This window comes from Methylocystis sp. NC52PC (assembly GCF_055698645.1).
Genome location: NZ_CP170127.1, coordinates 1,913,603 through 1,939,730, shown reverse-complemented (window position 1 = coordinate 1,939,730; position 26,128 = coordinate 1,913,603). Strand labels below are relative to the sequence as shown.

The 26,128-nt window shown below is 63.9% G+C and carries 21 protein-coding genes and 1 pseudogene; 14 read left to right on the top strand and 8 right to left on the bottom strand.

The genetic code is table 11. The features are described from left to right. Positions 1-5: 5 nt before the first annotated feature. From ACETII_RS11345 to ACETII_RS11335, 3 genes are read right to left on the bottom strand one after another with little or no spacing between them, the layout of a single operon-like run. Positions 6-2,471 carry a ligase-associated DNA damage response DEXH box helicase gene (locus ACETII_RS11345; protein ID WP_472788103.1) on the bottom strand — a complete coding sequence of 822 codons (2,466 nt, stop codon included), beginning with the start codon at positions 2,469-2,471 and terminating at the stop codon, positions 6-8. Further along, the gene (locus ACETII_RS11340; protein WP_472788102.1) at positions 2,464-4,194 is read right to left on the bottom strand and encodes an ATP-dependent DNA ligase; all 1,731 of its coding nucleotides are present in this window, start codon (positions 4,192-4,194) and stop codon (positions 2,464-2,466) included. The genes ACETII_RS11345 and ACETII_RS11340 overlap by 8 nt, the downstream gene beginning before the upstream one ends. Next, the gene (locus ACETII_RS11335) at positions 4,191-5,210 is read right to left on the bottom strand and encodes a ligase-associated DNA damage response exonuclease (protein WP_472788101.1); all 1,020 of its coding nucleotides are present in this window, start codon (positions 5,208-5,210) and stop codon (positions 4,191-4,193) included. Before ACETII_RS11335 ends, ACETII_RS11340 begins: the two co-directional genes overlap by 4 nt. A gap of 185 nt (positions 5,211-5,395) precedes the next feature. Between ACETII_RS11335 and ACETII_RS11330 the strand changes: the two genes are divergently transcribed. The 11 genes from ACETII_RS11330 (at position 5,396) to ACETII_RS11280 (ending at position 16,556) form a co-directional block, all read left to right on the top strand. Continuing rightward, complete coding sequence (locus tag ACETII_RS11330; protein ID WP_363345959.1) at positions 5,396-5,872, top strand: tetratricopeptide repeat protein; 477 nt, start codon at positions 5,396-5,398, stop codon at positions 5,870-5,872. 121 nt (positions 5,873-5,993) lie between these two features. Then, positions 5,994-6,707, top strand: coding sequence for an ABC transporter ATP-binding protein (locus ACETII_RS11325; protein ID WP_472788100.1), 714 nt, complete (start codon positions 5,994-5,996; stop codon positions 6,705-6,707). After that, positions 6,704-9,169 carry an ABC transporter permease gene (locus tag ACETII_RS11320; RefSeq protein ID WP_472788099.1) on the top strand — a complete coding sequence of 822 codons (2,466 nt, stop codon included), beginning with the start codon at positions 6,704-6,706 and terminating at the stop codon, positions 9,167-9,169. The genes ACETII_RS11325 and ACETII_RS11320 overlap by 4 nt, the downstream gene beginning before the upstream one ends. Continuing rightward, a complete protein-coding gene (locus ACETII_RS11315) occupies positions 9,159-10,199 on the top strand; it encodes a lipocalin-like domain-containing protein (RefSeq protein ID WP_472788098.1) in 1,041 nt (346 codons plus the stop codon). The genes ACETII_RS11320 and ACETII_RS11315 overlap by 11 nt, the downstream gene beginning before the upstream one ends. A gap of 123 nt (positions 10,200-10,322) precedes the next feature. Beyond that, entirely contained in the window at positions 10,323-10,601 is a 279-nt protein-coding gene (locus tag ACETII_RS11310) for an acyl carrier protein (RefSeq protein WP_363345951.1), read from the top strand. Further along, positions 10,598-11,794, top strand: a complete 1,197-nt coding sequence (locus ACETII_RS11305; protein ID WP_472788097.1) for a beta-ketoacyl-[acyl-carrier-protein] synthase family protein — start codon at positions 10,598-10,600, stop codon at positions 11,792-11,794. The genes ACETII_RS11310 and ACETII_RS11305 overlap by 4 nt, the downstream gene beginning before the upstream one ends. 453 nt (positions 11,795-12,247) lie before the next feature. Continuing rightward, positions 12,248-12,358, top strand: coding sequence for a bacteriocin (locus ACETII_RS11300; RefSeq protein ID WP_472788096.1), 111 nt, complete (start codon positions 12,248-12,250; stop codon positions 12,356-12,358). A 463-nt stretch (positions 12,359-12,821) separates the two neighbouring features. After that, complete coding sequence (locus tag ACETII_RS11295; RefSeq protein ID WP_363345945.1) at positions 12,822-12,929, top strand: bacteriocin; 108 nt, start codon at positions 12,822-12,824, stop codon at positions 12,927-12,929. A 212-nt stretch (positions 12,930-13,141) separates the two neighbouring features. Further along, positions 13,142-13,936, top strand: coding sequence for a hypothetical protein (locus ACETII_RS11290; protein WP_472788095.1), 795 nt, complete (start codon positions 13,142-13,144; stop codon positions 13,934-13,936). Beyond that, on the top strand, positions 13,933-15,168 hold the full coding sequence (locus ACETII_RS11285; RefSeq protein ID WP_472788094.1) for an HlyD family secretion protein: 1,236 nt from the start codon (positions 13,933-13,935) through the stop codon (positions 15,166-15,168). Before ACETII_RS11290 ends, ACETII_RS11285 begins: the two co-directional genes overlap by 4 nt. Continuing rightward, positions 15,165-16,556 (top strand): cysteine peptidase family C39 domain-containing protein, encoded by a 1,392-nt coding sequence (locus ACETII_RS11280; RefSeq protein ID WP_472788093.1) that lies wholly within the window; start codon positions 15,165-15,167, stop codon positions 16,554-16,556. The genes ACETII_RS11285 and ACETII_RS11280 overlap by 4 nt, the downstream gene beginning before the upstream one ends. A gap of 19 nt (positions 16,557-16,575) precedes the next feature. Here ACETII_RS11280 and ACETII_RS11275 read toward each other — a convergent pair. Then, positions 16,576-17,825: pseudogene (locus ACETII_RS11275) on the bottom strand (IS3 family transposase). Positions 17,826-18,000: 175 nt separating this feature from the next. Between ACETII_RS11275 and ACETII_RS11270 the strand changes: the two are divergent. Further along, positions 18,001-18,648, top strand: a complete 648-nt coding sequence (locus ACETII_RS11270; protein ID WP_472788092.1) for an ATP-binding cassette domain-containing protein — start codon at positions 18,001-18,003, stop codon at positions 18,646-18,648. 59 nt (positions 18,649-18,707) lie between these two features. Here ACETII_RS11270 and ACETII_RS11265 read toward each other — a convergent pair whose 3' ends face one another. The 4 genes from ACETII_RS11265 to ACETII_RS11250 form a co-directional block, all read right to left on the bottom strand. Continuing rightward, positions 18,708-19,061 carry a hypothetical protein gene (locus ACETII_RS11265; protein WP_363345937.1) on the bottom strand — a complete coding sequence of 118 codons (354 nt, stop codon included), beginning with the start codon at positions 19,059-19,061 and terminating at the stop codon, positions 18,708-18,710. A gap of 38 nt (positions 19,062-19,099) precedes the next feature. Further along, positions 19,100-19,369, bottom strand: coding sequence for a hypothetical protein (locus ACETII_RS11260; protein ID WP_363345936.1), 270 nt, complete (start codon positions 19,367-19,369; stop codon positions 19,100-19,102). Between the two features lie 104 nt (positions 19,370-19,473). After that, positions 19,474-20,145: a hypothetical protein gene (locus tag ACETII_RS11255; RefSeq protein WP_472788091.1), complete on the bottom strand. Its 672-nt coding sequence runs from the start codon at positions 20,143-20,145 to the stop codon at positions 19,474-19,476. Positions 20,146-20,194: 49 nt separating this feature from the next. Next, entirely contained in the window at positions 20,195-23,239 is a 3,045-nt protein-coding gene (locus tag ACETII_RS11250) for an nSTAND1 domain-containing NTPase (protein WP_472788090.1), read from the bottom strand. 271 nt (positions 23,240-23,510) lie between these two features. Here ACETII_RS11250 and ACETII_RS11245 point away from each other — a divergent pair, with 271 nt between their 5' ends. Both ACETII_RS11245 and ACETII_RS11240 read left to right on the top strand, forming a co-directional pair. After that, positions 23,511-24,518, top strand: coding sequence for a glycosyltransferase family 2 protein (locus tag ACETII_RS11245; protein WP_472788089.1), 1,008 nt, complete (start codon positions 23,511-23,513; stop codon positions 24,516-24,518). Between the two features lie 245 nt (positions 24,519-24,763). Continuing rightward, positions 24,764-25,843, top strand: a complete 1,080-nt coding sequence (locus tag ACETII_RS11240) for a patatin-like phospholipase family protein (RefSeq protein ID WP_472788088.1) — start codon at positions 24,764-24,766, stop codon at positions 25,841-25,843. Positions 25,844-26,128: the final 285 nt, after the last annotated feature.

Below are 26,128 nucleotides of genomic sequence, written 5' to 3'. Positions count from 1 at the left end.
TGAGGTCATGCGTCGGCGGCGGAATTGAGCTGCGCGAGCAGGCGCTCGATGCGGGCGTTGAAGCTTTCCGTGCTCAGGCTCTCGCGGAAGCGCTCGGCGATGAGCGGAAAGGCGAGGGGCGAGCAGCGCCTCAAAGCGACGCAGTCCAGACGCCGCGCGTTCATTCTCGTCAACGCCTCATGCAGCCGCCGCACGTCGAGCTCGTCTTCCAAAAGCTCCCGCTCGGCCTGTTGCAGCAAGCCGTTCTCGGGATCGTATTTGCGAAAGACGTCGTAGAACAGGCTGGACGAGGCTTGCAACTGCCGTGCGCTTTTGCGTTCGCCCGGATAGCCCGTGATCACGAGCCCAGCGATTTGTGCGATATCGCGGAACCGGCGGCGGGCGAGTTCGGCGGCGTTGAGGCTCTGGACGACCTCGTCGCGCGTCGCGCCGAGACTGTGGGCGGCGATGAGGCGCGGCAGATCAGCCGCCCAGTCGCGCGCGCCGGCGCTCAGCAATTCGAAGCCGTAATCATTGACGGCGATGGAGAACGTGCCGGGCGCGATCTGCGCGGCGCGCCAGGCGATGAGGCTCGCGAGACCCAGATGCGCATTGCGCCCCGCGAAGGGATAGAGAAAGAGATGCCAGCCTTCGCGCGATTTCAGCGTCTCGGCGAGCAGCGTCTGCGGGGTCGGCAAGGCGGACCAGCGCTGCTGCAATTTGATGAGCGGCGCCGCCGCGCGCATTTCCGGAGAGGCGATGTCGCCTTCGGCGGCGCGCGCGAGGGTTTCGACCATTTCGTCGGCGAGCGTCGTCGACAGCGGCATGCGCCCGCCCATCCAGCGCGGCGTCGCGCCGCCGCCCGCCCCCTTCTTCACAAAAGCGGTAAGGTCGCGCACGCTCACGAGTTCGAGCAACCGGCCGGCGAACCAGAACTTGTCGCCGGGCTTCATGCGCGCAACGAAGCTTTCCTCGACGGTCCCGAGCTTCTGCCCGCGCGGCGCATATTGCACCATGACGCTCGCGTCGGAGACGATGGCCCCGATGTTAAGGCGATGGCGCAGCGCGAGCCGTTTGTCGCGCACCCGCCAAACGCCATTCGCGTCGGGGGTGACGCGGCGGTAATCGGGATAGGCCCGCAGCGTCGGGCCGCCCTGCCGCACGAAATCGAGGCACCAGCGCCAGCTCTCGTCCGAGAGAGTTTCGTAAGCGACGGTCTCGCGCACTTCCGACAGGAGATCGTCAGGCAGGAAGCCGCCGCCCAATCCAATCGTCACGAGATGCTGCGCCAGCACGTCGAGCGGCGCGACCGGCGAGACGCGGCTTTCGACGCGGCCCCTGCGGATCGCCGCCTGCGCCGCGGCGGATTCGACGAGTTCGAGACTGTGGCTCGGGACCATCGTCACGCGCGAGACGCGGCCCGGCGCATGGCCGCTGCGGCCGGCGCGTTGAAGCAGACGCGCCACGCCCTTCGGCGAGCCGATTTGCAGCACGCGCTCGACGGGAAGAAAATCGACGCCGAGATCGAGACTGGAGGTGCAGACGACCGCCTTGAGGTCGCCGATCTTCAGGGCTCGCTCCACCGCGTCGCGCTCCTCCTGCGCAAGCGAGCCGTGGTGAATAGCGACGCAATTTTCCCACTCGGGACGCAGCCGCAACAGATGTTGCCGCCACAGCTCCGCCTGCGAGCGCGTGTTGGTGAAGACGAGGGTGCTTTTGTGCGCCTCGATCTCGGCGACGACCTGCGGGGCCATTTTGACGCCGAGATGGCCGGCCCACGGAAAACGCTCCGGCGCGTCGGGGATGAGCGTGTCGATGATGAGCTTCTTCTTCAATCGCGCCTCGACGAGCGCCCCCGCGCCGCGCGGCCCGAGCAGCGTGCGTTTTGCCGCTTGAAGATCGCCAAGCGTCGCCGACATGCCCCAGGTCACGAGGCCGGGACGCCAGCGGCGCAGGCGCGCCAGCGCCAACTGAGTCTGCACGCCGCGCTTGTTGCCCAGGAGCTCGTGCCATTCGTCGACGACGACAAAGCGAAGATGTGAAAAATAGTCCTGCGCATTCTCGCGCGAGAGCAGAAGCGACAGGCTTTCGGGCGTCGTGACGAGGAGCGTCGGGGGCTTGCGGCTTTGCGCGGCGCGCTGACTGGACGAGGTGTCGCCGGTGCGCAGGCCCCGGGTCCAGGGCGGGCTCGTCGGATCAAGCGTCTCCAAAGCGTCGAGCGCCTCGCCGAGCGCGCGCATCGTGTCGGCGGCGAGCGCGCGCATCGGCGTGACCCAGAGCAATGTCAGGCCCTGGACCTCTTCCTGAAGCAGCGCCTGCCAGGCGCCGAGCGCGACGGCGAGGGTCTTGCCGGAGCCGGTCGTGGCGTGCAGCAGGCCGCTCTCACCCGCCGCCATGCGCGCCCAGACGTCTTTCTGAAAGTCGAAGGGCCGCCAGCCCCGCGCCTTGAACAATTGCGCAACCGCGCCCGCCGCGTCGATCCGCTCAAGCATCTTGCGCCGGCAAGAGTTCGCGCAGCGTCTGCAGCGTGTCGGCTTCTTCAACCGGCTTGTCGAGCCGCCAGCGCAGCATGCGCGGGAAACGCACGGCGACGCCGCTTCTGTGACGCTTGCTCTCGGCGATGCCTTCGAAGCCGAGTTCGAAGACGAGCGTGGGTTTCACGCTGCGCACCGGGCCGAAAGTTTCAACCGTCGTCTTGCGAATGATGGCGTCGACCGCGCGCATCTCTTCATCTGTCAGCCCCGAATAGGCCTTGGCGAAGGGAATGAGCATGCGCTCGCGCGCCTCCGGTGAATCGCTCCATACGGCGAACGTGTAATCGCTATAAACGCCGGAGCGCCGCCCGTGGCCGCGCTGGGCGTAGATCAGCACCGCGTCCACGCTCATCGGATCGAGCTTCCATTTCCACCACACATTGTCGCGATCGGAGCCCTTGCGACGCCCGACGCCATAAGCGCCGGCGCGCGCTTTCAAGATCATGCCCTCGACGCCGAGCGCGCGCGCGTCCTCGCGCCGCGCATAAAGCGACGGCCAGTCCGGCGCTGTCAGGAGAGGGCTCAATCGCAGCGGCAGAGCGACGCCGAAATCGCAGGCGCGCGACAAGGCGCCGGCGACGAAGGTCTCGAGTAGCCGTCGCCGTTCGATCTGCGGAGACGGTCGCAGATCCGCGTTATCCTGTTCGAGAAGATCGTAAGCGATGAAGGCGACCGGCAGTTCGCGCAAGATTTTCGCGGTGACGACCTTGCGCCCCAAACGCTGCTGCAAGAGCGCGAAGGGTCGCAGCCCTGCAAGATCCTGCGGCGAGGCGGCTCCCTCCGTGCGCATCACGACGAGTTCGCCGTCGAGCGCGACGCCGTCTGGAAGCCAGCGGGAAAGTTCGGCCAGCTCGGGATAGGAGTCCGTGACAAGCTCCTCGCCGCGCGACCACAGCGCGAAGCGCCCGCCGCGCTGGACGTATTGGGCGCGGACGCCATCAAATTTCCATTCGACGATCCAGTCGTCGACGGGCCCCAGGACCTCGGCCATCTCCTCGACCGGCCGCTGGAAAGGATGCGCGAGATAAAAGGGATAGGGCTGGCCTTCCTTTAACGCCGCGTCTTCGTCGGCGCTTGCGGGCGCGGTCAACGCCGCGAAATCCGTGGCGGTCGGCGCGCGCCCCGCCTGCGTATAGCCCATCATGCGTTGCGCCATGCGCGTCTGATCGACGCCGGCGGCGAGCGCCAGCGCCTGGGTCACCTGCAGCCGGGAAACCCCGACCCGCAGTTCGCCGGTAATGAGCTTGAAGAACACGAGCCGCTGCGGCTGCGGCAGCGCGCGGGTCCATTCACAGAGCTGCGCGTATTTCTCCTCTTCCGGCACTAGCCGCAGCGGCAGAAGGCGGACGCGCATCCACGCGTCGAGCGAGACCTCCTCGATCGCGCCGCCGAGCGGCAAGAGCAGCGCCAGGGTCTCGGCAAGATCGCCGACCGCGTGATAGCATTCGTCGAAAAGCCATTCGGGAAGCTCGGCCTCCTCCTGCGCGAGGCGGCGCAGCAACTTTGTCGGCGCGAGCTGGCGCGGCTTGCCGCCGGCGAGAAAATAAACCGCCCAGGCGGCGCTCGCATGTTCGGTCGGGTCATCCATGGCGGCGCGCAGATAGTCTCCGAGCGCCTGCTGCTTGCGCTTGATGGCGGTCGCGGCGTCAAGCGCGCGATAGAGCGCGGCGAAGGCCTTCACGACGCCTCCTGCGCATCCTGCGCCCCGCTCTCCGCTTCCTCCTCGCCATATTCGGTATGCATCGTGCGCGCGTCGAGGCCGGTTTCGCGCAGGTAGCGCGTCAGCGCGCCGGCGGCGCCATGGGTGACGTAAACACGCGTTGCGCCGGTCGCGTGGATCGCGTCGAGAAGGCCGGGCCAGTCGGCGTGATCGGACAGGGGAAACCCCTGGTCGAGGCCGCGCCGGCGCCGGTTCCCGCGGATCTGCATCCAGCCGCTCGCGAAGGCGTCCGAATAATCGCCGAAGCGACGCATCCAGGCGGTCCCAGCGGCGGAGGGCGGCGCAACAATAAGGGCGCGGGCGAAGGCGTCCTTGCCGCTCATCTGAGAAACGAGCGTCGTTGGCGGCAGCGCGACGCCTTGGGCGCGGTAGATGTCGGTGATCGGCTCGATGGCGCCGTGAGAGACGATCGGGCCGATGGCGGGATCGAGGTGGGCGAGGAGCCGCTGCGCCTTGCCGAGCCCATAGGCGAAAATGACGCTGGCGCGGCCAGCTTCCGCGTTTTCCCGCCACCAATCATTGATCTCGGTCATGATATCCGCCTGCGGACGCCAGCGATAGATTGGCAGGCCGAAGGTCGATTCCGTGATGAAAACGTCGCAACGCAGCGCCTCGAAGGGCGCGCTCACCCCGTCGGGCTCGGTCTTGTAGTCGCCGGAGGCGACCCAGACCTCCCCGCCATGGTCGACGCGCACTTGCGCCGAGCCCAGCACATGGCCGGCCGGATGAAGCGAGACGGCCACGCCATTGATATCGATCCGCTGACCATAATCGACCGCCTCGACGGAAATATCGCCCAGGCGCTTACGCAGGATCGGCGCGCAGTCACGCTGGCAGAGGTAGCGCTCCGAACCCCAGCGCGCATGATCCGAATGGCCATGGGTGATGACGGCGCGCGCGACCGGCCGCCAGGGGTCGATGTAGAAGTCGCCTCGCGGGCAGTAGAGGCCCTGCGGCGTCGCGGTGATCAGATCCATCCAGTCGCTGCGCTATGATGATCGACTGTCAAAATGGGTTTTGCGGAGAAGTCCGGCAAGGCGTCGTCAAGGCGTCGTCGAGGCTTCGCCGTTTGGGCGCGACAAAGTAAGCTTCGCGCCAGATTGCTGGCGCCATGTTTGCGTGCCGTCTCATCGGGAAACACCTTGGACGGATTGCAACCAACATGGATATTTTTCGCGAAGCCGAAGGCGTCGATTTTGGCGGCCTGCCCGGCCCGGTCGATACGCTCCTGCAACAGGGCGTCGTGGCGTATCGAAGCGACAGGCTGCGCGCCGATCGCCTCTTCCGACAGGCGCTCGACCTCGCGCCGGAGGCCCTTCCCGCCTATTTCTGCCTTTATAAAATCCACACTTACATGGGCAATCTCGAGACCGCCAAAGCCGCGGCCCTGGAAGGCCTGCGGGAAGCGGCGCGGCAGGCGGGCTGGCCCGGCGATCCCAAGCTCTGGCCGAAGGGCCAATCCCATGCGGACGGGCCGGCGCGTTTCGCGCTCTTCACCCTCAAGGCGTTGAGCTTCATCGAACTGAAGCGCGGCGATCGGTCGGCCGCCGACGCGCTCCTGAGAATTCTCGCGGACGTCGATCCGGCGGGGAGCGTCGGCTGGCCTGTGATCGCGGCGCTCGCCGAGGGCGCTCATTGACCGGGTTTTTGACGTAAATGTCCTAAAGCCGACGGGCGCCGCGCGAGGCTTTCGCCTATATCAGGATGCGGACCTGCCGGGCAGGTTCGCGTCCTGAACCGCCAGCCAGAAGGCCCGCCGCTTGAACGCCTGTACGGCAAACGCCGAATCCGCTGCGCGCAATCCGATATCTCCTTTGCTCAGCGTCGTCGGTCTGCGCAAATCCTATGCAACGCCGCAGGGGCCCCTGCCCGTGCTCGCGGGCGTCGACCTGTCGCTTGCCGCAGGCGGAACCCTGGCGTTGATGGGCGAGTCGGGGAGCGGCAAGAGCACCCTGCTCCACCTCATCGGGGCGCTGGACGACGCCGACGGCGGCGCGATTTTCATCGACGGCGTCGATATTTGCCGCCTGTCCGAGGCGGCGCGCGCGGGACTTCGGCGCGAGACGGTCGGCTTCGTCTTCCAGCAGTTCAACCTCATCGCCAGCCTCACGGTCGCGGAAAATCTCGCATTTCAAGCGCGGCTCGCCGGTCGCTTCGATCCGCTCTGGCAAGAGCGCCTGACCGATCGGCTCGGCCTCGCGGCGCTCGAGTCGCGCTATCCCGAGGAGTTGTCGGGCGGCCAGCAGCAGCGCGTCGCCGTCGGCCGGGCGCTCGCCGTGCGGCCGAAGCTTCTGCTCGCCGACGAGCCGACGGGCAATCTCGACGAGGCGGCGGGGGACGCGGTGCTGGCGTTGACGCTCGACCTCGTCGCCGAGACGGGCTGCGCTTTTCTCATGGTGACGCATAGCGCGCGGCTCGCGGCGCGGCTCGAGCGCCGCGTGGTTCTGGAAGCGGGGGCGCTCGCGTCGGCATGAGAGAGGCGCTCTATACCTTTCTTGCGCTCATGAGCCATTGGCGCCGCCACAAGGCCAATCTGGCGACGCTCGTGATCGGACTCGCCATCGCCACCGCGCTGTGGAGCGGCGTGCAGGCGCTCAACGCCCAGGCGCGCAAGAGCTATGACAGCGCGGCCCGCGTCTTCTCCGGCGGCGAGACGCAAAACCTCGTCGGGGCGCGCGGCGGCCCGTTCGCGCAGGAGGTTTTCGTCAAGCTCAGACGCGCGGGCGTGAAGGTCTCGCCGGCGCTCGAAGGCGCCCTGCGCATTGGCGACAAGAACGCCCGGCTCATTGGCGTCGAGCCGCTCACGCTTCCGCGCTCGACGCCGCTTGGGCCCCTGCGCGACAACGACGAGGCCGAGAAAATTCTCATTGGCGCGGGCCGCGCTTTCGCCAGCCCAGAGACGTTGAGCGCGCTGCAGTTGGCGGAAGGCGCGCAGGCGACGACGGAGCGCGGCTTCCGACTGCCGCCTGTCGCCGCTTTGGAGGCGGCGCCGCCGGGGACGCTTATCGTCGATATCGGCGTCGCGCAGAAAGCGCTCGACAAGCCCGAGCGGCTCTCGCGGCTGCTCGTCTCGCCCGAGACGCCGCTCGACGCGGCGCGGCTGCGCGACCTCGCGGGCGAGGATCTGCGACTCGTTGAACCCGACGAGGAAAGCGACCTGTCGCGTCTCACCGACAGCTTTCACCTCAATTTGACCGCCTTCGGCCTGCTCGCCTTTCTGGTCGGCTTCTTCATCGTCTCGGCCTCCTTCGGCCTCGCCTTCGAGCAGCGCCTGCCCATGGTGCGCACGTTGCGCGCGCTCGGCGTCTCAGCGCCGACGCTCGCCGTCGCGCTGTTCTGCGAGCTTCTCCTCTTCACGCTGGTTGCTGGCGGATTGGGCGTCGCCGGCGGCTATCTCATCGCCGCCGCGCTGCTGCCCGACGTCGCGGCCAGTCTCGAAGGGCTCTATGGCGCGGCGCTCTCCGGCGAACTCGCGCTCGGCGCGCGATTCTGGCTGTCGGGCCTCGCGATGGCGGGCGCCGGCGCGCTGTTCGCCGCCGGCGGCGGCCTCGCAAAAACATTGCGCCTGCCGGTGCTGTCGGTTGCGCGGCCGATTGCCTGGCGCGCGGCGCATTACCGCTATTTGTGGCGCCAAGCCGCGTTGGCGACGCTGGCGCTGACCGCCGCAGCAGTCTTCTATCGCGCGGCGGATGGGCTGCTCATGGGCTTTCTCGTCATCGCGGCCGTCCTGCTCGCGGCGGCGCTCTTCCTGCCGATCGCCCTCGCCGCGCTCCTCGCCCTTGGCGAGCGCTTTGCGCGGCGGCCGCTCGCGCGCTGGTTTTTCGCGGATGGCCGCCAGGAAATCGCCGGCCTGTCGCTCGCCCTCAAGGCGCTTTTGCTGGCGCTCGCCACGAATATCGGCGTCGGCGGCATGGTCGAAGGCTTCCGCCAGACCTTCACCGGCTGGCTCGACGCACGGCTGATCGCAGAGATTTACTACGAGGCGGCGACGCCGGCGGACGCCGCCGACATTGAGGCCTGGGCGCAGAAGCGGCCAGAGATCACAGCAATTCTTCCCGTCTGGCGGGCGAAGACGCGCCTGTCCAACTGGCCGGTCGAAATCATCGGCCTCGCGCCGCATGAAACCTATTCCGCGCATTTCACGCTGCTCGACGGCGGCGCAGGGGCCTGGCGCGCGCTTCACGAGGAAGACGCCATCCTGATCAGCGAGCAGCTCGCGCGCCGTCTCGGCGTCGGCGTTGGATCGACGATCGACGTCCCAACGCAAAGGGACGCGTGGCGCGCGCGGGTCGTCGGGGTTTTTCCCGACTACGGCAATCCGCGCGGACAAATGCGCCTCGATCACGCGCGACTCGCGCAGCATTTCAGCGACGCGTCGCGCGTGCATTATTCGCTGCGCGTGGCGCGGGACGACGTCGACCGCGTGATGGAGGAGATGCGCAGCCGCTTCGGCGCGCGGATCGCGCGGCTCATCGACAATTCCGAAGTGAAGAGAATCTCGACGGACATTTTCGAGCGCACCTTCACGGTGACGGCGGCGCTCGATACGTTAACGCTCATCGTCGCCGCCATCGCCTTGTTCTCGAGCCTGCTGACGCTGAGCAATCTGCGCATCGCCCATATTGCGCCGGTCTGGGCGATCGGCGTGACGCGTCGCCGCCTGGCCGGCCTGGAGCTTTTGCGCATTTTGCTCTTTTCCGGAGGCGCGGCGCTCGTCGCCATTCCGCTCGGGCTCTTCATGACATGGGCGCTCGTCGCCATCGTCAATGTCGCAGCCTTCGGCTGGCGCCTGCCGATGCACGTCTTTCCCGCGCAATGGGCGGAAGTTGTCGTCGTCGCATTGCTCACCGCGCTCTGCGCCGCGCTCGTCCCGGCGCTGCGGCTTGCGCGCAGCGCGCCCGTCGATCTCTTGAAGGTTTTCGCCAATGAAAGGTAAGAAGCTCGCCTTTCTCGGCCTGCTGCTGCCGGCGCTCGCGCAGGCGCAAGGCTATGGCGGTCTTTCTTCGCCCGCGCCGGGCTTCGACGCGCCGAAGCCCGGAACGCCCATCGTCTTTCCCAAAGACCACGGGCCGCATCCGACCTTTCGCACCGAGTGGTGGTATCTCACCGCCAATCTGCAAGGCGCCGATGGCGCGACATACGGCGTGCAATGGACGCTTTTTCGCCATGCGCTGGAGCCCGGCCCCGGCGCGGGCTGGGACGACCGCAACGTTTTCATGGGCCACGCCGCCGCGACGAGCGCGACGCGACATGAATTCGCCCAGACCATGGCGCGGGGCGGCGTCGGGCAGGCCGGCGTCGCGGCCGCGCCCTTCTCGGCCTTTATCGACGACTGGGCGTTCGAGGCGAAGGACGACGGCTTCACCCAGGCCCGCGTCACGGCGCGCGGCCCGCATTTCTCGTACAATCTCGATCTGACGCGCCACGGCCCATTCGTTCTGCAGGGCGACGTGGGCTTCAGCCTGAAAGCGAGCACGGGTCAGGCCTCGCATTACTACAGCGCGCCCTTCCTCTCCGTTGACGGCGCGCTTTCCTTCGACGGGCGTGAGATAAAGGTCACCGGCCGCGCCTGGATGGACCGCGAGTGGAGCAGCCAGTCGCTCGCGCCGGACCAGAAAGGCTGGGACTGGTTTTCGCTGCATCTGGCGAGCGGCGAGAAAGTCATGGTCTATCGCTTTCGCGGCGCCGACACGCATTGCTCAGGCAATTGGATCGCAGCGGACGGAACGACGCGCCTGTTGGCCGATGACGATATCTCGCTGACGCCGCGCGCCGAGACGGCGATGAACGGGAAAAACCTGCCGACGCGCTGGCGCCTGCAGGTAAAAAGCCACGGGCTCGATGTCGAGACCTCGCCGCTCAATCCGAAAAGCTGGATGGGAACGACCTTCTCTTATTGGGAAGGGCCGATCTCCATCGCCGGCTCACAAAGCGGCGAGGGCTATCTCGAGATGACAGGCTACTGATCCTCCATCCTCCGGCGTCAAAGCGCGCCCGGGTCGACGATAACTATAAAAGCCGAAATCGATTGAAAATCCCTGACTTGAGCTTAAGCATATGGTTGCGAAAAGCTCACAGGGCGAACGACGATGAACACACCCGATCTGCAAACCGTGATATCCGATCTCATCGAGATCATCCGCAAACATACGCAGAACGCCGGAGAGAGCTGGAACGGCGCGACGAAGGTTCAGGATGCCGGGCTCGACTCGTTCGACGTTGTCGAACTCGTGTTTCAGGTTGAGGATAAATATGGGATTGTCGTCAGCCTCAACGCGAACACCAGTCTGACGTCGGACACGACGATTCAGGAACTCGGCAGCCTGATCGTCGGTCAGATCGACAACGGCGCCGGCGCTCTCAAATGACGCGCGTCGTCGTCACGGGCATGGGCGTCGTTTCTCCCTGCGGCGCGACTCTCGACGACTATTGGCAAGCGCTGCTGACCGGGAAGGACATTTTCTCGGTCACAGACGCCGCCCCGGGGTTCGCGCTCCGCGTCGGCGCAATCGGGGAAAGCGTCGCCTTCGACAGGCTTTCGCCTTCCTCGCTCGCCGCCTGCGACCGCACGGCGCTTTTCGCATTGAGCGCGGCGGAGAAAGCGCTGGCGTCCGCCGGTCTTCTGACGGAAGGCTGCGCTGCGGAGCGCATCGCCGTCGTCACCGGCACAGCCGCCGGGGGGATGAATAGCATCGAGGCGCAGTATGAGCGCCTTTTCCGCCAGGGCGTGCCGCGCGCGCATCCCCTGACGATCGTGCGCTCGATGATCAGCTCGACGGCAAGTTGGGTGGCGCTCGCCTTCGGACTGAAGGGGCCGGCGTTCACCGTCTCCAGCGCCTGCGCCTCCTCGGCGCACGCCATCGGATTCGCGGCGCAGCTGATACGCGGCGGCCTCGCCGACGTCGCCGTCGCCGTCGGAACCGAAGCGCCTTTGTCTCAAGGAACGGTGCTCGCGTGGCACGCTTTGAAAGTCATGAGCTTCGTGAAGTGTCGGCCGTTCTCGCGCACACGCGACGGCTTGATGATTTCGGAAGGCGCCGCCGCGCTCGTTCTCGAATCCGAAGCGCATGCGCGCGCTCGAGGACTCAGGCCGGATGTCGCGGTCGCGGGCTTCGCCTGCAACTCAGACGCCGGAGACATTGTGGCGCCGACGCGTGACGGCATGGCGCGCGCGATGCGCGACGCTTTGGCCGACGCCCGGATCGAACCGGGCCGCGTCGATTACGTCAACGCGCACGGCACCGGCACCCGCTCGAACGACGCAACGGAGACGCAAGCGCTGAAACTGCTCTTCGGCGCGGAGCGGACGCCGCCCGTCTCCTCCACGAAAGGCGTCACCGGCCATCCGCTCGGCGCCGCCGGGGCTTTCGAAGCGGTCGCCACGATATTGGCGATGCAGCGAAGCGTTGCGCCCCCCACCGCCAATTTCGACGAGCCGGATCCCGCCTGCGGGATCGACGTGATCCCAGATCAGCCGCGCGCCATGGAGATCGACGTCGCCTTGTCGAACTCTTTCGCCTTCGGCGGTCTGAACGCCGCCTTGGCCTTCGAGAAGATCTAAAGCGCGCGCCTCCGCTGGAAGCGCCGGCCGGCGGGCGGGCGCCGGATTTCTGCGACCTCCATCGAGCAGCCGCCAACAGACGCGATTGCGCGCCCAACGCGGGCCTTGCGCCTGTGACGCGCTCGACTTTCACGCGTGAACGCAGCGCGACCGTCCCGAACACTCCCCTCACGACTGCCGATGCGGCGGCGCCAGGAAGGCGCGTTGAGGAAAAGCTGTACCAGGTCCGTAAAGAGAATTGCACGCTTATTTTGACACAAGAATAGAATTAACAAGAATCGTAAATGTATCGCACTGACATACTAGCTGTAAGACCTCGAAACAGCGAATTTTTTCAGGTATTTATGGATTTTTTTATTGCAAAGTCTAAGTAGTGTTGCAATACTGCTGAAGGGTTGGATTAAGCCTTCCCCGGCGGCGGATGCCGCTGCCAAGCTCAAAGGGAGTTATCAAATGAAGAAGCTCGACACCAAAGACCTCAAGCAGGTCATCGGCGGCTGCGGCGGCGGCAACGGTTGCTCGGATGGCTGCAATCAGCCGAAGCACAAAAAGAAGAGATGCTGATTTTTGACCAGGCGCACCCGCGCGCGCTCCTTTCCGCCCGAGTTGCACGGACTCGGGCGGGGTCTGATCGTTGACCCGGCTCAATGGGAGCCGGGCGTCGTCCGGCGCGGCTCCGCTGACCCGCCGGTGGCGACGCGCCGAACCCGGCGCGCGCGAAAGCGCCCTCCTGAAATCCCTTCATGACGCAGTTGCGGCGGCGCCAGAAACGCGCCGAACAAGTCTTGCGCTGCGCGTTAACCTTAACACTGAGTTTATTCTCATGTGTAATTGACACGAAGACTGGCGCCAACTGTATCAAAAAGGCACATATGCTTGTAACGCATTGAAACAATGCAATTTTCTAGAGCTTTTTACTAATTTTTTATTGCAGCGCTGAAGTAGTTCTGCCATACTATTGAAGGGTTGGATTAAGCCTTCCCCAGACGGCCCGTTACAGGCCGTCGAATTCGAAGGGAGTTGCCAGATGAAGAAGCTCGACACCAAGGAACTGCAGCAGATCGTTGGCGGTGGCGGCGGCGGCAATGGCGGCGGCTGCTGCGATCAGCCCAAGCACAAGAAGAAGAAGTGCTAATTCGGATTGAATGCTCTTGCGTTCCATCCCGCCCGCCCGAGCCGCTGGACTCGGGCGGGCTTTTTCTTGAGCTTGGCCGTTAACCAGACTCAAACGATGGCCGACTTAATTCTCTGAGGATGAGAGTCGACTCGCCCGTAATCGAATCGGTCGCACGCCTGCCATTGTGGGCGCGACGGCGCGCGTTGCGGCTGGCGTGGCGATACCAGCAATTGGCGAAGCGGCCCGTCGGATTCGGTTACAATCGCTATTTCCGCGACGTGCTGAGGCTGTCGCACGCCGAAGCGCAAAGACTCGACAGGGAGTCGATCTATCACGACGATCTGCTCAGTCTCGAATGGCTTGCGATGCTCTTGCGCAGCACGGAGCAGGTCTCGCAAGACGCGAGCTGCGTCGATATCGTCGACCCCAACCTTCTTGCGCAACTGTCTCAATCGCAAAAGTCGGTCGTGCTCGCTCCCGTGCATACGGGGTTTTTTGCATTGGCCTTTGCACGCCTCATGCGCGACTACTTCCCGGGCCGGCGCATGCTCATTCTGCGCGCGAGCGACGACAGCGAGATCGAAACGCGAGTCATCAAGCGCATCTGCGAGATCGGCGTGGACATTCGTTTTTTGAATATCGCGCACAAAAATAACTACATCGACGCCGCCCGTTACGGCCGAGAAGGCGCCGTCATCGTGTTTTTCATCGACCTGCCCGGCACCTTCGGGGGCGCGTATGACACTGAACTTTTCGGCGCGCCCGCGCAGCTTGCACTCGGGGTCGTCTCCTTCGCGCGGATGATCGAGGCGACGGTCGCGCCGCTCGCCATCCATTCCTCGCTCGACGGCGACACGCTGTCGCTGGGGCAACCGTTCGAATGCGTCGATGTCGGCGAACGGGAGAAGGCCCGTGTTTGCGCCATCCTGCGCCGCCACATCGAACGCTCCGTTCTCGCCGCTCCGGACCAATGGATCATGTGGAGCCGCTTTTCTGAATATGCCCCTCCCGGAGCCGCCGCGTGAGCATCGACGAATTCGCCACAGTCGGGGGCCGGTCGCCAACGGAGAGCGTCCGCGCGCCGGCGGTGAGCGCGGATCCGATCAACGATCGGCAGAGCTTTTCGCGCGTCTGGTTGGGACGCTTCTCGAAATTCGAAACCGTGCGGGGTTACGTCGCAACCAGCGGCGGCTTTTCACGCCTCGATGCGCCGCAGGCTGGCGTCATACGTGAGATCTTCGTCAAGCAAGGCGACACGGTGACAGTCGGCCAGCCGGTTTACGCGCTGCGGCTGCGCGAGGCGACGTCGGGCGGCGAGACGACCGTCGCGGCCGAGATGCGCAATCTCGAACAGACCCGGCTGCGCCATGTCGCCGAGGTCGCCAGGCTCGAGGCCTTTCTCACGCAGGCCGAGATAGAAAAACACGACCAGTTGCGCGAGGAAAAAGCCTTGCTGGAAGCGCTCGATCGACAGGAAGCCTCGATCCAGCGCGCGCTCGGCAACGCCCAGTCAGTCGTTCAACGATTGCGCCGCTACGTCGAGACCGGCTATGCGACGCGCGACAATCTCGAAAGCCATGAACGCGTCAGCTTCGATTACGAACGGCAGCTCTCTGAAATTCATCTGAAGCGCATCGAATATAAACGGCTGAAGATGGAGAAGGAGCGACAGCTCGCCAGCCTTATCGCCGACAAGCTCAGTCAGAAGACCGCCGCCGAGAACGCGATTTCGTCGATCGACAGCAAGCTTGCCTCGGTGAGAGCCGATAGCGCGCTCGTCGTCCAAGCGCAGTCGGACGGAACCGTTCTGGCGCTCATGAACAAAGTCGGCGACTCCGTGCAACCGGGACAATTCATCGCCGGGATCGGCGCCCCCGACTCCGATCTGATCGTCATCCTCGACGCTCCGGCGCGCGCCGTCGGTCTTGCCAGGATCGGCCAGCGGGTCGTGCTCAAATACGACGCTTTTCCTTTCAAGACCTTCGGAGTGTATCACGGCACGATCAAATATATTTCGTCGGCCGCGTTCAACATCCCGACGTCGCTACGCTCGGCTGAGGGCGCCGATCCGCGGCCCCTGCCCCTTCAATCCGAATATCGCATCGAAGTGCAGCCAGACGAACCTTCGGTCATCGCCTATGGCCAGAAACGTGCGTTGACCGTGGGCGCCACGCTGACCGCGGAAATCGTCGTCGAAAACCGGCGGCTGATCGACTGGGTCCTCGATCCGATCCGGGCGATGCGGGGGCGTGGATGAGCCTGCAAATTCTGCAGATGCGGAAACGCGTCAAGACGATTCTTCAAAATGAAGCGATGGAGTGTGGTCTCGCCTGCGTCGCGATGATCGCCAATTACCACAAGCACGATATCAGCGTCTCTTACTTGCGCTCTCTCGTGTCGGTTTCCATGCGCGGGCTGAGCCTTGCCGATATCGTCGAACTGGCGGGACGGCTCGATCTCGACGCGCAGGGCTTCGCCGTATCGAATGTCGGCGAGCTGAAGAATCTCAGATGCCCGGCGCTGCTTCATTGGAACGGCGACCACTTCGTCGTGCTCGAAGAGGTCTCGCGCGGCGGCGTCTTCAAAATCCATGATCCCGCCTTTGGTCTGAGGATTTACACCCGCGACGACGTCGAGCGTCACTTCAGCGGCGTGGCGCTCGAATTCGAGCCGAGAGTCGATTTCAGCAGCGTCAAGGCCAAGGACAATTCCGTCTTCTGGGAAGTCTTCCGCTCCTGTCGCGGCCTGGAACACGTCATCGCGATCATCACGGTCCTTTCCTTTGCCGCGAGTCTATTCTCTCTGGCGACTCCCATCCTGCTGGAGATCGCGCTCGACGTCGTCATTCCTCAATTCGATCTCGACCTGCTCACCATCGTGATGTTGGGCCTCGGGCTGTTCATGTCGTTCGAGGCGCTGAGCAGATGGCTGCGGGACGTCGTGACGGCGCGCGCCGCGACGATGTTTGAAATCCACTTCACGCGCAATATCATCGGGCACGCCTTCCGGCTGCCGCTCCGCTATTTCGAGGCGCGCCACACTGGCGACTTCGTTACGAGGCTGTCATCGATCGACCACATCAAGACCTTCATCGTCTCCGGATTTATCGACACGATCGCGGACGGCGTCATGTCTTTCATGGTCGTTCTGCTCATGTTTTATTATTCGCCATCCATGGCCTTCGTCTCCATCCTGACGCTGGCCGCGGCGATTGTCTTGCGCCTCGTCACCTATCCGAAAATCGCCATGCGCACCCTCGAAACGCTCGAGGCGCGCAGCGAGGAACAGGCGCTCCTGCTCGACGGGCTTCGGCGCATCGACTCGCTCAAGGCGCACAACACGGCGGAGTTCTTCGGGCTGAAATGGTTCGAGAATTTCGCGCGTTTTGCAAATAAGAGCTATGCCTCGAAAAAACTGTCGATCGACACAGATCTCCTGTTGCATCTGATTTTCATGATCGGGACCGTCGTCACTTTGTATATGGGCGTCAGCGACACGATGAAGAGCACGATTTCGCTCGGCGTCCTCTATGCCTTTTTCACCTTGCGCAATTCGTTCTTTTTCAACATGAACGCCATGATCCTCAGCCTTTTGAACCTGTCGATCATGCGGGTTCATTTCAATTGTACTGCGGCCCGGTTTTGAGACAACCGACTGCGCTTATTCAGGCGGCCAAGGGTAGCTCTGCGATGTTTGCCTTGGCAACCGAAAGCTGTTCGGCTCTCACCTGATCGGGCGTTTTGTAGCCGTGCCTGGCGACGAGCCAAGTTTTGTTGTAACGCGCGGCGAATTCGATGAGCGCCACCCTGAGGTCCTCGATCGTGCGGAAGGCCCTGACCCACAACAGGTTCTCCTTCAGCGTCCGGATGAAGCGCTCGGCGACGCCATTGCCCTCGGGCTCTCGCACGAAAGAGGGCGAGGCTTCAATTCCCAGGCATTTGACCTCGGACTGAAAATCTTCCGACATGTAATTGGACCCGTGATCGTGACGCAGTCTCAATCCGCAGGCGATTTCTGGAGCGATCGCGCCGAAGCAGCGTTTCACGCCCTGTCGAACAGGCTCCAGCGCCTCGAACCGATTGGCTGATTTTGCGGCGTGAACGCCGACGACCTCCGAGTTGGCGTGTTCGACGGCGACGAACACATAAGCCTTGCCTTCATCGGTCGTAACCGTTTGTGTCATGTCGGTTCCCCACATTTCGTTGACACGATCGGTGACGATCGTGCCGTCATGCGTCTTGGCCGACGCCGACACCACTCGATGCGGCGCAAGCAATCCATGTTCGCGCATCACGCGCCGCACCCGTCGGGGACTGGCGCGCACGCTGGAGACTCGTAGCCGCGCCCATATCTTCCGGTAGCCTTCGCCATGGAATTCAGAGGCCTCGATTTCGCGACGGATGTGATCCGCCAGTTCGGCATCCGAACATGCCCCAATGGGGCCGGGTCGACGTCGGGGAGTGTCTTCAGGCGTCTCCACGCGAGATCGATACACGGTTGCCCGCGACAGGCCCCACACCCGCGTCACGCGCGACAATCCATAGATGCGACCGAAAGACAGAGAACGAGCCCGGCTCATTTCCTCGGCCTCCGGCGGGCCAAAGGGCGTTTGTTTTCCAGGACGTCAATCTTGGCGTAGAGAAGCTCGTTATCCATGGTGATCTCGCCCACCTTGGCCTTCAGCCGGGCGATCTCATCGTCGCGGTCATCCCGCTCGCGCTCTTTCAGAGCCGAGGCGGCCCCCGCCAGAGCCCGATCCCGCCATTCGGTCAGCTTCTGGATGGTGACATTGGTCTCGCGAGCCACCAGTTCCAACGGCTCTCCGCGTAGGAGGCGGGCCACGACCGCCATCTTGCGCTGAACGGAAAAACGCCGGCCCCTGGCGCTAACCTTCTCTTCCTTGGTCACTTTCAAATCTCCGGTTGCGGTTCAAATTACCGCAGCCGGCTGTCTCACCTAACCGTGCCGCACCCCACGGGTTCATTTCAATCGGCTCGACGACATTCTCAGCGAAAAGACCGAAACTCATACGACCGGCGCGACCATCGCCCGCCCGATCCGACGCAAGGTCAGCCTGCGCGGCGTGTCGGTGGCGTTTGGGCAGAATACGAAACCGTTGCTTTCCAACGTCGATTTCGACATCGACATCGCAAGGGGCGAGTCGCTCGCCATTGTCGGCCCTTCAGGATGCGGCAAATCTTCGCTTCTCAAAATCGTCGCCAGCCTCCACCACGCCGAAAAAGGCCAGTTTCTGGTGGACGACCGGCCGCTGGAAGAATTCGGCCTCTATCCGTATCGGATGAACGTTGGAGCCGTTTTCGCGGATGACGGCGTCATCGCCGGAAGCGTTCTGGACAATCTGAGCATGTTTTCTCCCTCGATCGCCATGTCGACGATCGAGGAGGCGCTCGAAACCGTCGGGCTTCTCGACGACGTGCTCCGGTTGCCGCAGGGACTTGCGACGCGCGTGACGAATGAAAGCGCGATCCTCTCAACCGGACAACGGCGTCGTCTGCTGCTCGCACGCGCGCTCTGCCGTCGGCCGCGGCTGCTCCTTCTCGACGAGGTCACCGCGAATCTCGACGCGGCGTCCGAAGAACGGCTGGTGAAGTCGCTGATGGCCTTTCCGGCGGCCAAATTATTCGTCACGCACAGTGAAAAACTGCTGCCGATGGTGGACCGGGTCTACAGGATCGAAAACGGCGGGCTCAGCGCGCTCACCGCGAAAGCGGCGTAAGTCGGGGGCTTACTCGAATACGAAAGCGGCGACGTTTTGCGCCGCTTTCGCTCGTGCGCTTACCAGCCGTAATAGCCGTATCCGGGATAGGCGTAGTACCCCGGATAATTATAATAATAGTTGTTTTGCGCGGCCGCCGCGGCGGCGGCGGCGCCCGCGATGCCGAGAACGGCTCCGGCGGCGACGGCGGCGCCCGGGTTATAGCTGTAGCCCCTGCGGTAATAGCCGGGATAATAGCCGCGACGGTAATAGCCGCCGCCTCGATACCAGACCTGCTCCGTCGACCCCTGCAGTCCGACTGTCGCAGGGCTCGTTATCGACAGGGGGCCGGCGAAAGCGTCTGTCGTCAGCGCCGGGAAGGCGGTCGCAGCGGCAAGAACGGCGGTAAGCACACTCTTGGATGATATGGTCATGCGAATTCCTCCTCCGTGACAGCGCGGATTGGCGGCGCTTACGCCTTTTTGATCTTGTCGTTTTTTTCCGTCCGACGTCCGAATGGGACGACAGAGCTCTGCGCACGGTGGCGCGCGGTGAGGCGGCCTCGGCCCGTGCCGGTCAGCACGTAACGGCCCCGCGCGTCGTCCCAGCGCATCAGATCCGCCAGCAGGGCCCGCTGCCGAAGCACCATGGTCATCGGATCCTGCACATGGGCCGGCGCAATGTCGCCATAATCGTCGACCTTGGCCAAGGCCTCGATAAGAATTTGTTCCTGTCGATCCATGTGTCCTCTTGGTCGTTCCGGGCCTCGATCCGAGGCGCATTGGCGTGCGCGTCCCGAGTTCAGGAAGTCTTAGCAGATTTTCGCGCCGTCCGCTCGAACCGCGTTTACCTCTCCATATTCGACTTGCCTTCGGTGGCGTTCATCAGAGCGGTAGGGGGGCCAAAGCCTTTTTGCTGCGCTGCGGAAGGAGCGCCTGACGCGTTCGGGGCCGCGGGCGGCGGCGTGCGGGCGGCTGAGGAGACCGCGGGCGGCGGCGGGCGGGCGGCTGAGGAGACCGCCGGCGCCGCCGCTTTCGCCCGTTTCGCCGGCGGAGGCGAGACGGCGCGAGGCGCTGGCGACGCAATCACAGCGGCCTTCCGGGCGACGGGGGCGGCTCGGACCTCACGCGATGGCCGCGTCGCCCGAGGCGCCGCGCGCGGGGGGCCCGCTTTCACCAAGCTTCTCCCTGCTCGGGGGCCTGGCGAAGGCGGCTCCCAATGACGCGGGCGGCGCCAATCCGGCTCGTCGAATTCTGGAGCGACAACCAGACCGCGGCGCCTGTGATACATCATCTCCTCTGGATCGAGCTCCGGCGCGTCGAAATCGTCGTCATCCGGGCCGTCGATCGGATGCGAATGGGGAGCGATCGGGGCCGGCGGCACGGGATCGTCATAGGGAGAAGGCGGCGGGCCATAGATCTGCGCCAGAGCGTCGCCTGAGCAAGAAAGCACGAAGAAGGCGGCGCCGCCCATGGCGCGCCATAAGGCGTCGAGCCTCTTTGATCCGCCGGCTTTCACCTGGAACTCCTCTTCACAGGCGTCATATATGCGGCGCCTTCGGCTTTTTTTAGCGTCTTGCCGGCAAGGGCGGCTCGAGGGCCGCCATCGTCGCCTTGATCTGGGTCATCCACTTGCGCTTATCCTCGCTCAAATGCCCGGAATCCGCCAGAGGTTGCAGGATCGCGAGGGCTGCGGCGAGATGTTCGCGCGTCTTGGCCTTGTCCAAATCGGCGAGCCACCAATGCGGGACGACCGCATAGGCGGCGGTTTGCGCGTCGCCGGGGTTGGCGTGCGCAAGCGTCCGGTAAATTTCCAGCGCCCCCTCGAAAGCGGCGATCGCCTGGGGAACTTCGCGCCGTTTCGCGAGCGTCACGCCAAGCTTTTCATAGCTGACGGCAAGGCCGCGCCGCCAGGCTTCATTCTCGGGATTTGCGGCCGTCAGCGCCTCCCGGATCGCCCGGTCGTTTCCATAGGACTCGAGCGCGCCGTCGACGTCCCCTTGCGCGAGCTGAACGTCGCCCAGTTTTTCGTAGCTTACCGACATGTCCCAGCGTCTTTGCGGATTCTCGGGCGCAGCCGACAGGAGCTTTTTCGCGATCGCAAGATCGTCCGCATAGGATTTCCGGGCCCCCGCCAAATCTCCCGACGCAGCCTGGGCGTCGCCGAGCTTCTCGTAACTGACCGACAGATCGCGCCGCCATCCGTCATCCGCAGGACGAGACTCGGACAGCGCTTGCATTAAGGCGACCGAGCGACCCGCCGCGGCGCGCGCGCCTTCAATATCGCCCTTAGCGAGGCGCACCTCCGAAATATGGTTGAGCGCGACCGACTGACTGCGGCGAAGCTCGACGGCGTTTGCCGGGTAGGCCCCGAGCTTCTCTTGCAAGGAGTTGAGCTGGTTGAAAACATCCACGACGAGCGACGCCTGGCTTTCCGGCTGGCCGGCGAGTTTTCGCGCAAGACCGTCCATGCTTCGATTTATCGAGCCGACCGCAGCCGCAAGCGCCGCTTCCGATTCCTCGAGCCTGGCCGCCGCCTGCCGCTCACTTTTGGCCAGTGATTGCCAGAGCCAGGCGGCGACCGCGACGGAAGCGAGCGTCGTTGCGAGGCCAGCCCAAGCAAGGATTTTCAAGCGTCGAACGCTTTGCGCGTCGCGTTGGGCATAGGCGCTCGTCTTGGCGGCCCGCTCCTCTTCCGGGATCCGCAGCCGATCGGACTTCTGGAGAGATTTTTCCTTTTCCCGACAGGCGAGCAGATAGGCGCGGTCCGTGGCCTCGAGGCGCGACAGGAACTCCGGTTGCGCGTAGAGACTTTCCGCTCCCTGGAGCTCACTTCCGGCATGCTTCGCCCAGTCATGCGCGCGCCCATGCGCGTCCCAATCGCGCGCTGCGCGCTGCAGGGTCTCCAGCGTCGCGTCGAGGCGGCGTTCAGCGGCGATCCAGTCCCTCAGGAGCGTCCAGCGATCGAGCAACACATCATGTGCAAGTTCGTAGGTCGCTTCCCCCGAAACCGCATCGACGCCCCGCGTCGCCAGCCGCTCTTCGACGAGAAGCTCGATTATGGGAATCGAGTCGAGCGGGATTTCCCTGGCGCGCGCGCGGCGCCGCTTCGCGGTCGACGATCCCGGAACGCTGCACGCCAGCCAAGGAACGAGTCCCCTGCGCAACAAGGACAGGCGGGCGTCGCGGTCTCTCGGCAAGTCGGGATCGGCGCCAGCTATCGCAAGGACGCGACCTGCCGCAGCGTCGATTGCTCCCTGCAGCCGTCCGCATCTTTGATAATCCGCCGCCATGACGAGCTTTGCGTCCGAGCAAAGGCGGTAGAGCGCCTGTAAGGCGAAAGCGAGAAGCGGCAAGGCGGCGGCGCCGGTCTTGTCGAGGTCGGCGAGGAGAGTCTCCACCAAAGAGGGCTCGATCTCCCAGCGCCCAGGCGAAGGAAGCCGTTGCAACGGGCCCTCGATCGCCGCTCTATAGGCGTCTTTGGACATGTCCGGCAGCATAAAAAGACGGGGCCGGAAGCGGCTGAAAGGCCCGCTGCGCCAAAGCGCGCCGAACTCCCCGGGGCGAATCGTGAGGATCACGATTGCGGCAGGACGATCTTCGCTGGCGAGGCCAGCCAATAACGTCAGAAATTGCCCGGTCTCTTCATCGTCGCGAAGCAGCTGTTCCGCGTCGTCGACAGCGAGGACGAGCGTGGGGGGAGCCTCCTGCCTCGAGAAATCCGCAAGCAAGTCTCGACAAGATTCCGGCCCGCCAGCAATTGCGTCGCGGATGCGGGTCTCGGAAAGCTCGCGCCCGCTGTGACGGGCCGCCTCTGAGAGCGCTGCAGACAATCCCTTCGGCCCGAACAGCGGTCCTCCGTCGGGTCGGATGACCGGAAGAGGGAAGAAATGTTCGCCATCGCGAGCCAGCCGAGGCCAGAGGCCCGCACTTAGAAACGAGGTTTTCCCGACGCCCCCTTCGCCGATGAGCGCAAGAAACCGCCCCGGCCCCGCCTGCGCCAGGCTGCGAAGCCTATCGAGCGCTTCGAGCAGCTCGGCGTCCCGGCCGAAGAAAATGCCGGCGTCCGCCGCCTCCAAAGGCTCGAGCCCGCGATAAGGCGTGCGATCGGGTTCGTCCTGAGGCGGCCAGGCGAAAACGTGCGCCGTCAACCGGGCCTCGCCGAGCGCGGCCTTGAAAGCGTCGAGCCCCTTGGACGAAAGGACGACCTCAAAGGCGTCGCCGTGCTCCGTTTTGCCGCAAAGAACCGCGCGATCGTCGGCGTCGCTCGGAGCCAATGGGAAAATCTGCCCGCGCTTGGCGACCCATTTGGGCAGGTCATCGAGCGAGAGAGGCTCGACCAGAGCGCAGAATATCCGCTTGCCAAGACTGCTCGAGAGCCAATAGGCGAACCGACAGCGATCGTCCGCCAGCCAACTTCGCGTCACGAGGAACACAACGGCTTCGCAGCGGACGAGTCGTTCATCAGATCGGCGATCGCCGCCCTGATCATCAGGCGTCCAGGCGGTTTTTGTGTAGACGCCGGTCCATCCGCTTTCTTCGAGCCAGGCGCGGACCGCGTTTCCTTCCCGGCGGTTATCCTCTGAATACGACAGGCACACGGGCAGCATCATTGGTCCCCAGACGGGCGTCCGACCCAGTGTGACGGTACGACGCAAGAATGGCGAAGCGGGGGCAGATCGACGGAAAGACCGCCTCTACTTTGGCCCAATGCAAGGAGGAGTAAAGCCGCGCTCGCGTCTCTCGCGCGTGACGCGGGCGGCGGCGCCAACCTTGTGGAAAACCTCATATCCGGGCATGTTGAAGCCTAAAATGCGTCGCAGGCCTCACATTGCCTGCAAGCGCTGCAATTTCGAGCGACGAAGGCTACGGAGAATAGGTAGGATGGGCGATATTCTGGCGCGATTACTGCTTCCAATCTTGAGCAGCCTCAACCTTTATTCATCGTGGCTGTACAAAAGGTGTCTGGCTGCGAGGGTGAAGCATCGCAAGGAGTTGAAGGCGGCGTCGCCGTTCAAATATACCGACTCTCCGAATTTGTCCTTGGTGCTCTTGTCGTTCAACCACCGAGGGAACATCGTTCCGATTACGTCGCGTCTCAGACAGACTCAGGCGGAAGAAATCATCATCTGCGAGGATGGCTCAATCGATGGGTCCGAGAGAGAATGGCTGCGGCGGCTGACCCGTCCCAACGATTTTGTGATCAGATCAAATGATATCCACGAGATCCGGTCCTATAATCGCGCCATCGATTATGCGCGAGGGGATATCGTCTGCGTGCTGCAAGACGACGATCTTCCAGATCCAAGCGGTAAATGGGTCAGCGAGGCGCTTGCGCTCTTCGAGCGTTATCCCAAGCTCGCGATCCTGGGAAGCTGGATTGGAATCATGTGGGATCTCTCCGCGCCCGATCCGAGCGCCGCGACAAAGCTCTTCGGACATCAAGCGCTACCGCTCGCCGCGCATTGGAATGTCCGGCCCATTCCATTCGTTGAGCCAGATTTGAACATGCGCTTCATGTTTGTCCATAGCGTGGGGATCGGGCCGATTTTCTTCAGGCGAGACGTGTTTCGATCTCTCGGAGGCTTCGATCAGAGCTTCAGTAAGCCCGGCCAGCCGGGCGTCCATCTCGACCATGACATATGCTTCAAAGCATGGCTTGCAGGCCACCATGTGGGGTTACATGACGCCCCCGACTTTGAGATCGGCGTAGGCGGGCAAGGAACGCTGATGTTCGGCGCTCAAGCGAGAAGCGCGAACGACAAGCGCAATTTCGAAACAATAAAAGAAAGATATGCCGACAAAACGGAAGCGATCGAGCGCGTGATCGAGCGCTTGAACGGCGACTTGCGCAGTTGCGCGGACGTTCCGGTCGCTCGGGAGCTTTCTTAGCCCAAGCCACGCCTCAAAAAGCGTAGGTCGAGGCTCTGAAGGCGGCGCCTCGGCCTTGTCGAAACGACCGGATAAGGGCATGCTGGCGTCGCCAACCCGCGAATTCTTCACCGATGCTTTTTGCCAACTTCAAGTCGTTTCGACTCTCGATCGGATTGATCCTCTTTCTGCCCGTCCTGCTCGCGGCCTGCTCTTTGCTGGACAGACAGGCCGCCGTCCCACCCGGGGAGAGGCGGGCGGCGACTGTGCTCGGGATCCCGGACGCCCGCTTTTTCGGCGATGAGCTGGGGTCGATCGAGCGCGTGCAGGAACAGGCGCTCCTTCGCGAGGCCAGACATCTGGGCGTCAAGAGAGGGGGCGTGCTGCCGACCGCTCATCTGCTCGCTTTATCAGGCGGCGGAGATAATGGCGCATTTGGCGCAGGGCTGCTCGTGGGGTGGACAGCGCGTGGCGACCGGCCGGCCTTCAAATTGGTGACGGGCGTCAGCACGGGCGCTCTCATCGCCATCTATGCCTTTCTGGGACCGGAATATGATCCTCTGCTGACTGAAGTTTACACCCAAATGGACGCGTCGCGCGTTTTCGAAGAGAGGTTTTTGCCCGTCGCCGCCGTTGCGCAGGACGCGTTGTCAGATACGACCCCGCTCTATCAAACCATTTCACATTACTTCACCGAAGCGCTGATGGAGAAAGTCGCGGCCGAGTATCAGAAGGGCCGGTTGCTCGCGATCCAGACCACCGATCTCGACGCGGGGCGGCCCGTATTCTGGAATATCGGGGCCATAGCGGCGAGCGGGCGCCCGGAGGCCCTCGAGCTGATTAGACACATCCTCCTCGCATCGGCGGCGATCCCCGCCGCGTTCCCGCCCGTCCTCTTCGACGTCGAGGTCAACGGCAAGCGCTATCAGGAACTTCACGTGGATGGCGGCGCGGTCAGCCAGTCGTTCATCGCCCCTTCCGCGTATAATCCCGAGAAGGCGCGGGAAGCCGAGGGCTTTAGAAGAAAAGTCGAGACCTACGTCATCAGAAATGGGAAGCTGAGAGCGGATTGGAGCGACGTTGATCGCCAGACGCTGTCTGTAGCGCAGAAGGCCGTCTCTGTTCTCACGAGTTACAGCGGCGCCGGTGACTTGTATAAAATGTACATGATCGCCAAGCGGGGCGGCAGCTCCTTCAGACTCGCCTATATCGGCGAGGATTTCAACGCCCCGCATCCGGCGGACTTTGATCGCGGTTATATGACGGCTCTCTATCGCTACGCATTCGACAAGGCGAAGAACGGCTACCCATGGGAGAATGCTCCCCCCGGCTTCCAAACAAAATAATTATTGGCCCGCCAAGATCTCGTGATGGCGTTCGGGAAGGCCGTGGGCCAACGCTGAGTTATGGGCGCGGGAGCCGCACGCGCGCCCGCCCGCGTGGCGCTTTATAGGCGTCCCTTGAGCCGCAAGCGCTGCGCGAATTAATTGGCCGCCTTGCGGCGAAGTACGAACCGTACGGACGCCAGAAAAGTTTGCTCCGCGCAACGTCGGAGGGACCCATGCCTTTTAATCCACTCGCAGAGCACGGCTTGCCGCTGGAACTTCCGCTCCGCTCCTGGTCCGAGCTGA

Coding starts and splice junctions, on each gene's coding strand:
- ACETII_RS11330 (WP_363345959.1), top strand. CDS start 5,396: ATGGATATTTTTCGCGAAGCCGAAGGCGTCGATTTTGGCGGCCTGCCC.
- ACETII_RS11295 (WP_363345945.1), top strand. CDS start 12,822: ATGAAGAAGCTCGACACCAAGGAACTGCAGCAGATCGTTGGCGGTGGC.
- ACETII_RS11345 (WP_472788103.1), bottom strand. CDS start 2,471: ATGCTTGAGCGGATCGACGCGGCGGGCGCGGTTGCGCAATTGTTCAAG.
- ACETII_RS11305 (WP_472788097.1), top strand. CDS start 10,598: ATGACGCGCGTCGTCGTCACGGGCATGGGCGTCGTTTCTCCCTGCGGC.
- ACETII_RS11265 (WP_363345937.1), bottom strand. CDS start 19,061: ATGACCATATCATCCAAGAGTGTGCTTACCGCCGTTCTTGCCGCTGCG.
- ACETII_RS11300 (WP_472788096.1), top strand. CDS start 12,248: ATGAAGAAGCTCGACACCAAAGACCTCAAGCAGGTCATCGGCGGCTGC.
- ACETII_RS11315 (WP_472788098.1), top strand. CDS start 9,159: ATGAAAGGTAAGAAGCTCGCCTTTCTCGGCCTGCTGCTGCCGGCGCTC.
- ACETII_RS11245 (WP_472788089.1), top strand. CDS start 23,511: ATGGGCGATATTCTGGCGCGATTACTGCTTCCAATCTTGAGCAGCCTC.
- ACETII_RS11335 (WP_472788101.1), bottom strand. CDS start 5,210: ATGGATCTGATCACCGCGACGCCGCAGGGCCTCTACTGCCCGCGAGGC.
- ACETII_RS11280 (WP_472788093.1), top strand. CDS start 15,165: ATGAGCCTGCAAATTCTGCAGATGCGGAAACGCGTCAAGACGATTCTT.
- ACETII_RS11320 (WP_472788099.1), top strand. CDS start 6,704: ATGAGAGAGGCGCTCTATACCTTTCTTGCGCTCATGAGCCATTGGCGC.
- ACETII_RS11250 (WP_472788090.1), bottom strand. CDS start 23,239: ATGATGCTGCCCGTGTGCCTGTCGTATTCAGAGGATAACCGCCGGGAA.
- ACETII_RS11260 (WP_363345936.1), bottom strand. CDS start 19,369: ATGGATCGACAGGAACAAATTCTTATCGAGGCCTTGGCCAAGGTCGAC.
- ACETII_RS11310 (WP_363345951.1), top strand. CDS start 10,323: ATGAACACACCCGATCTGCAAACCGTGATATCCGATCTCATCGAGATC.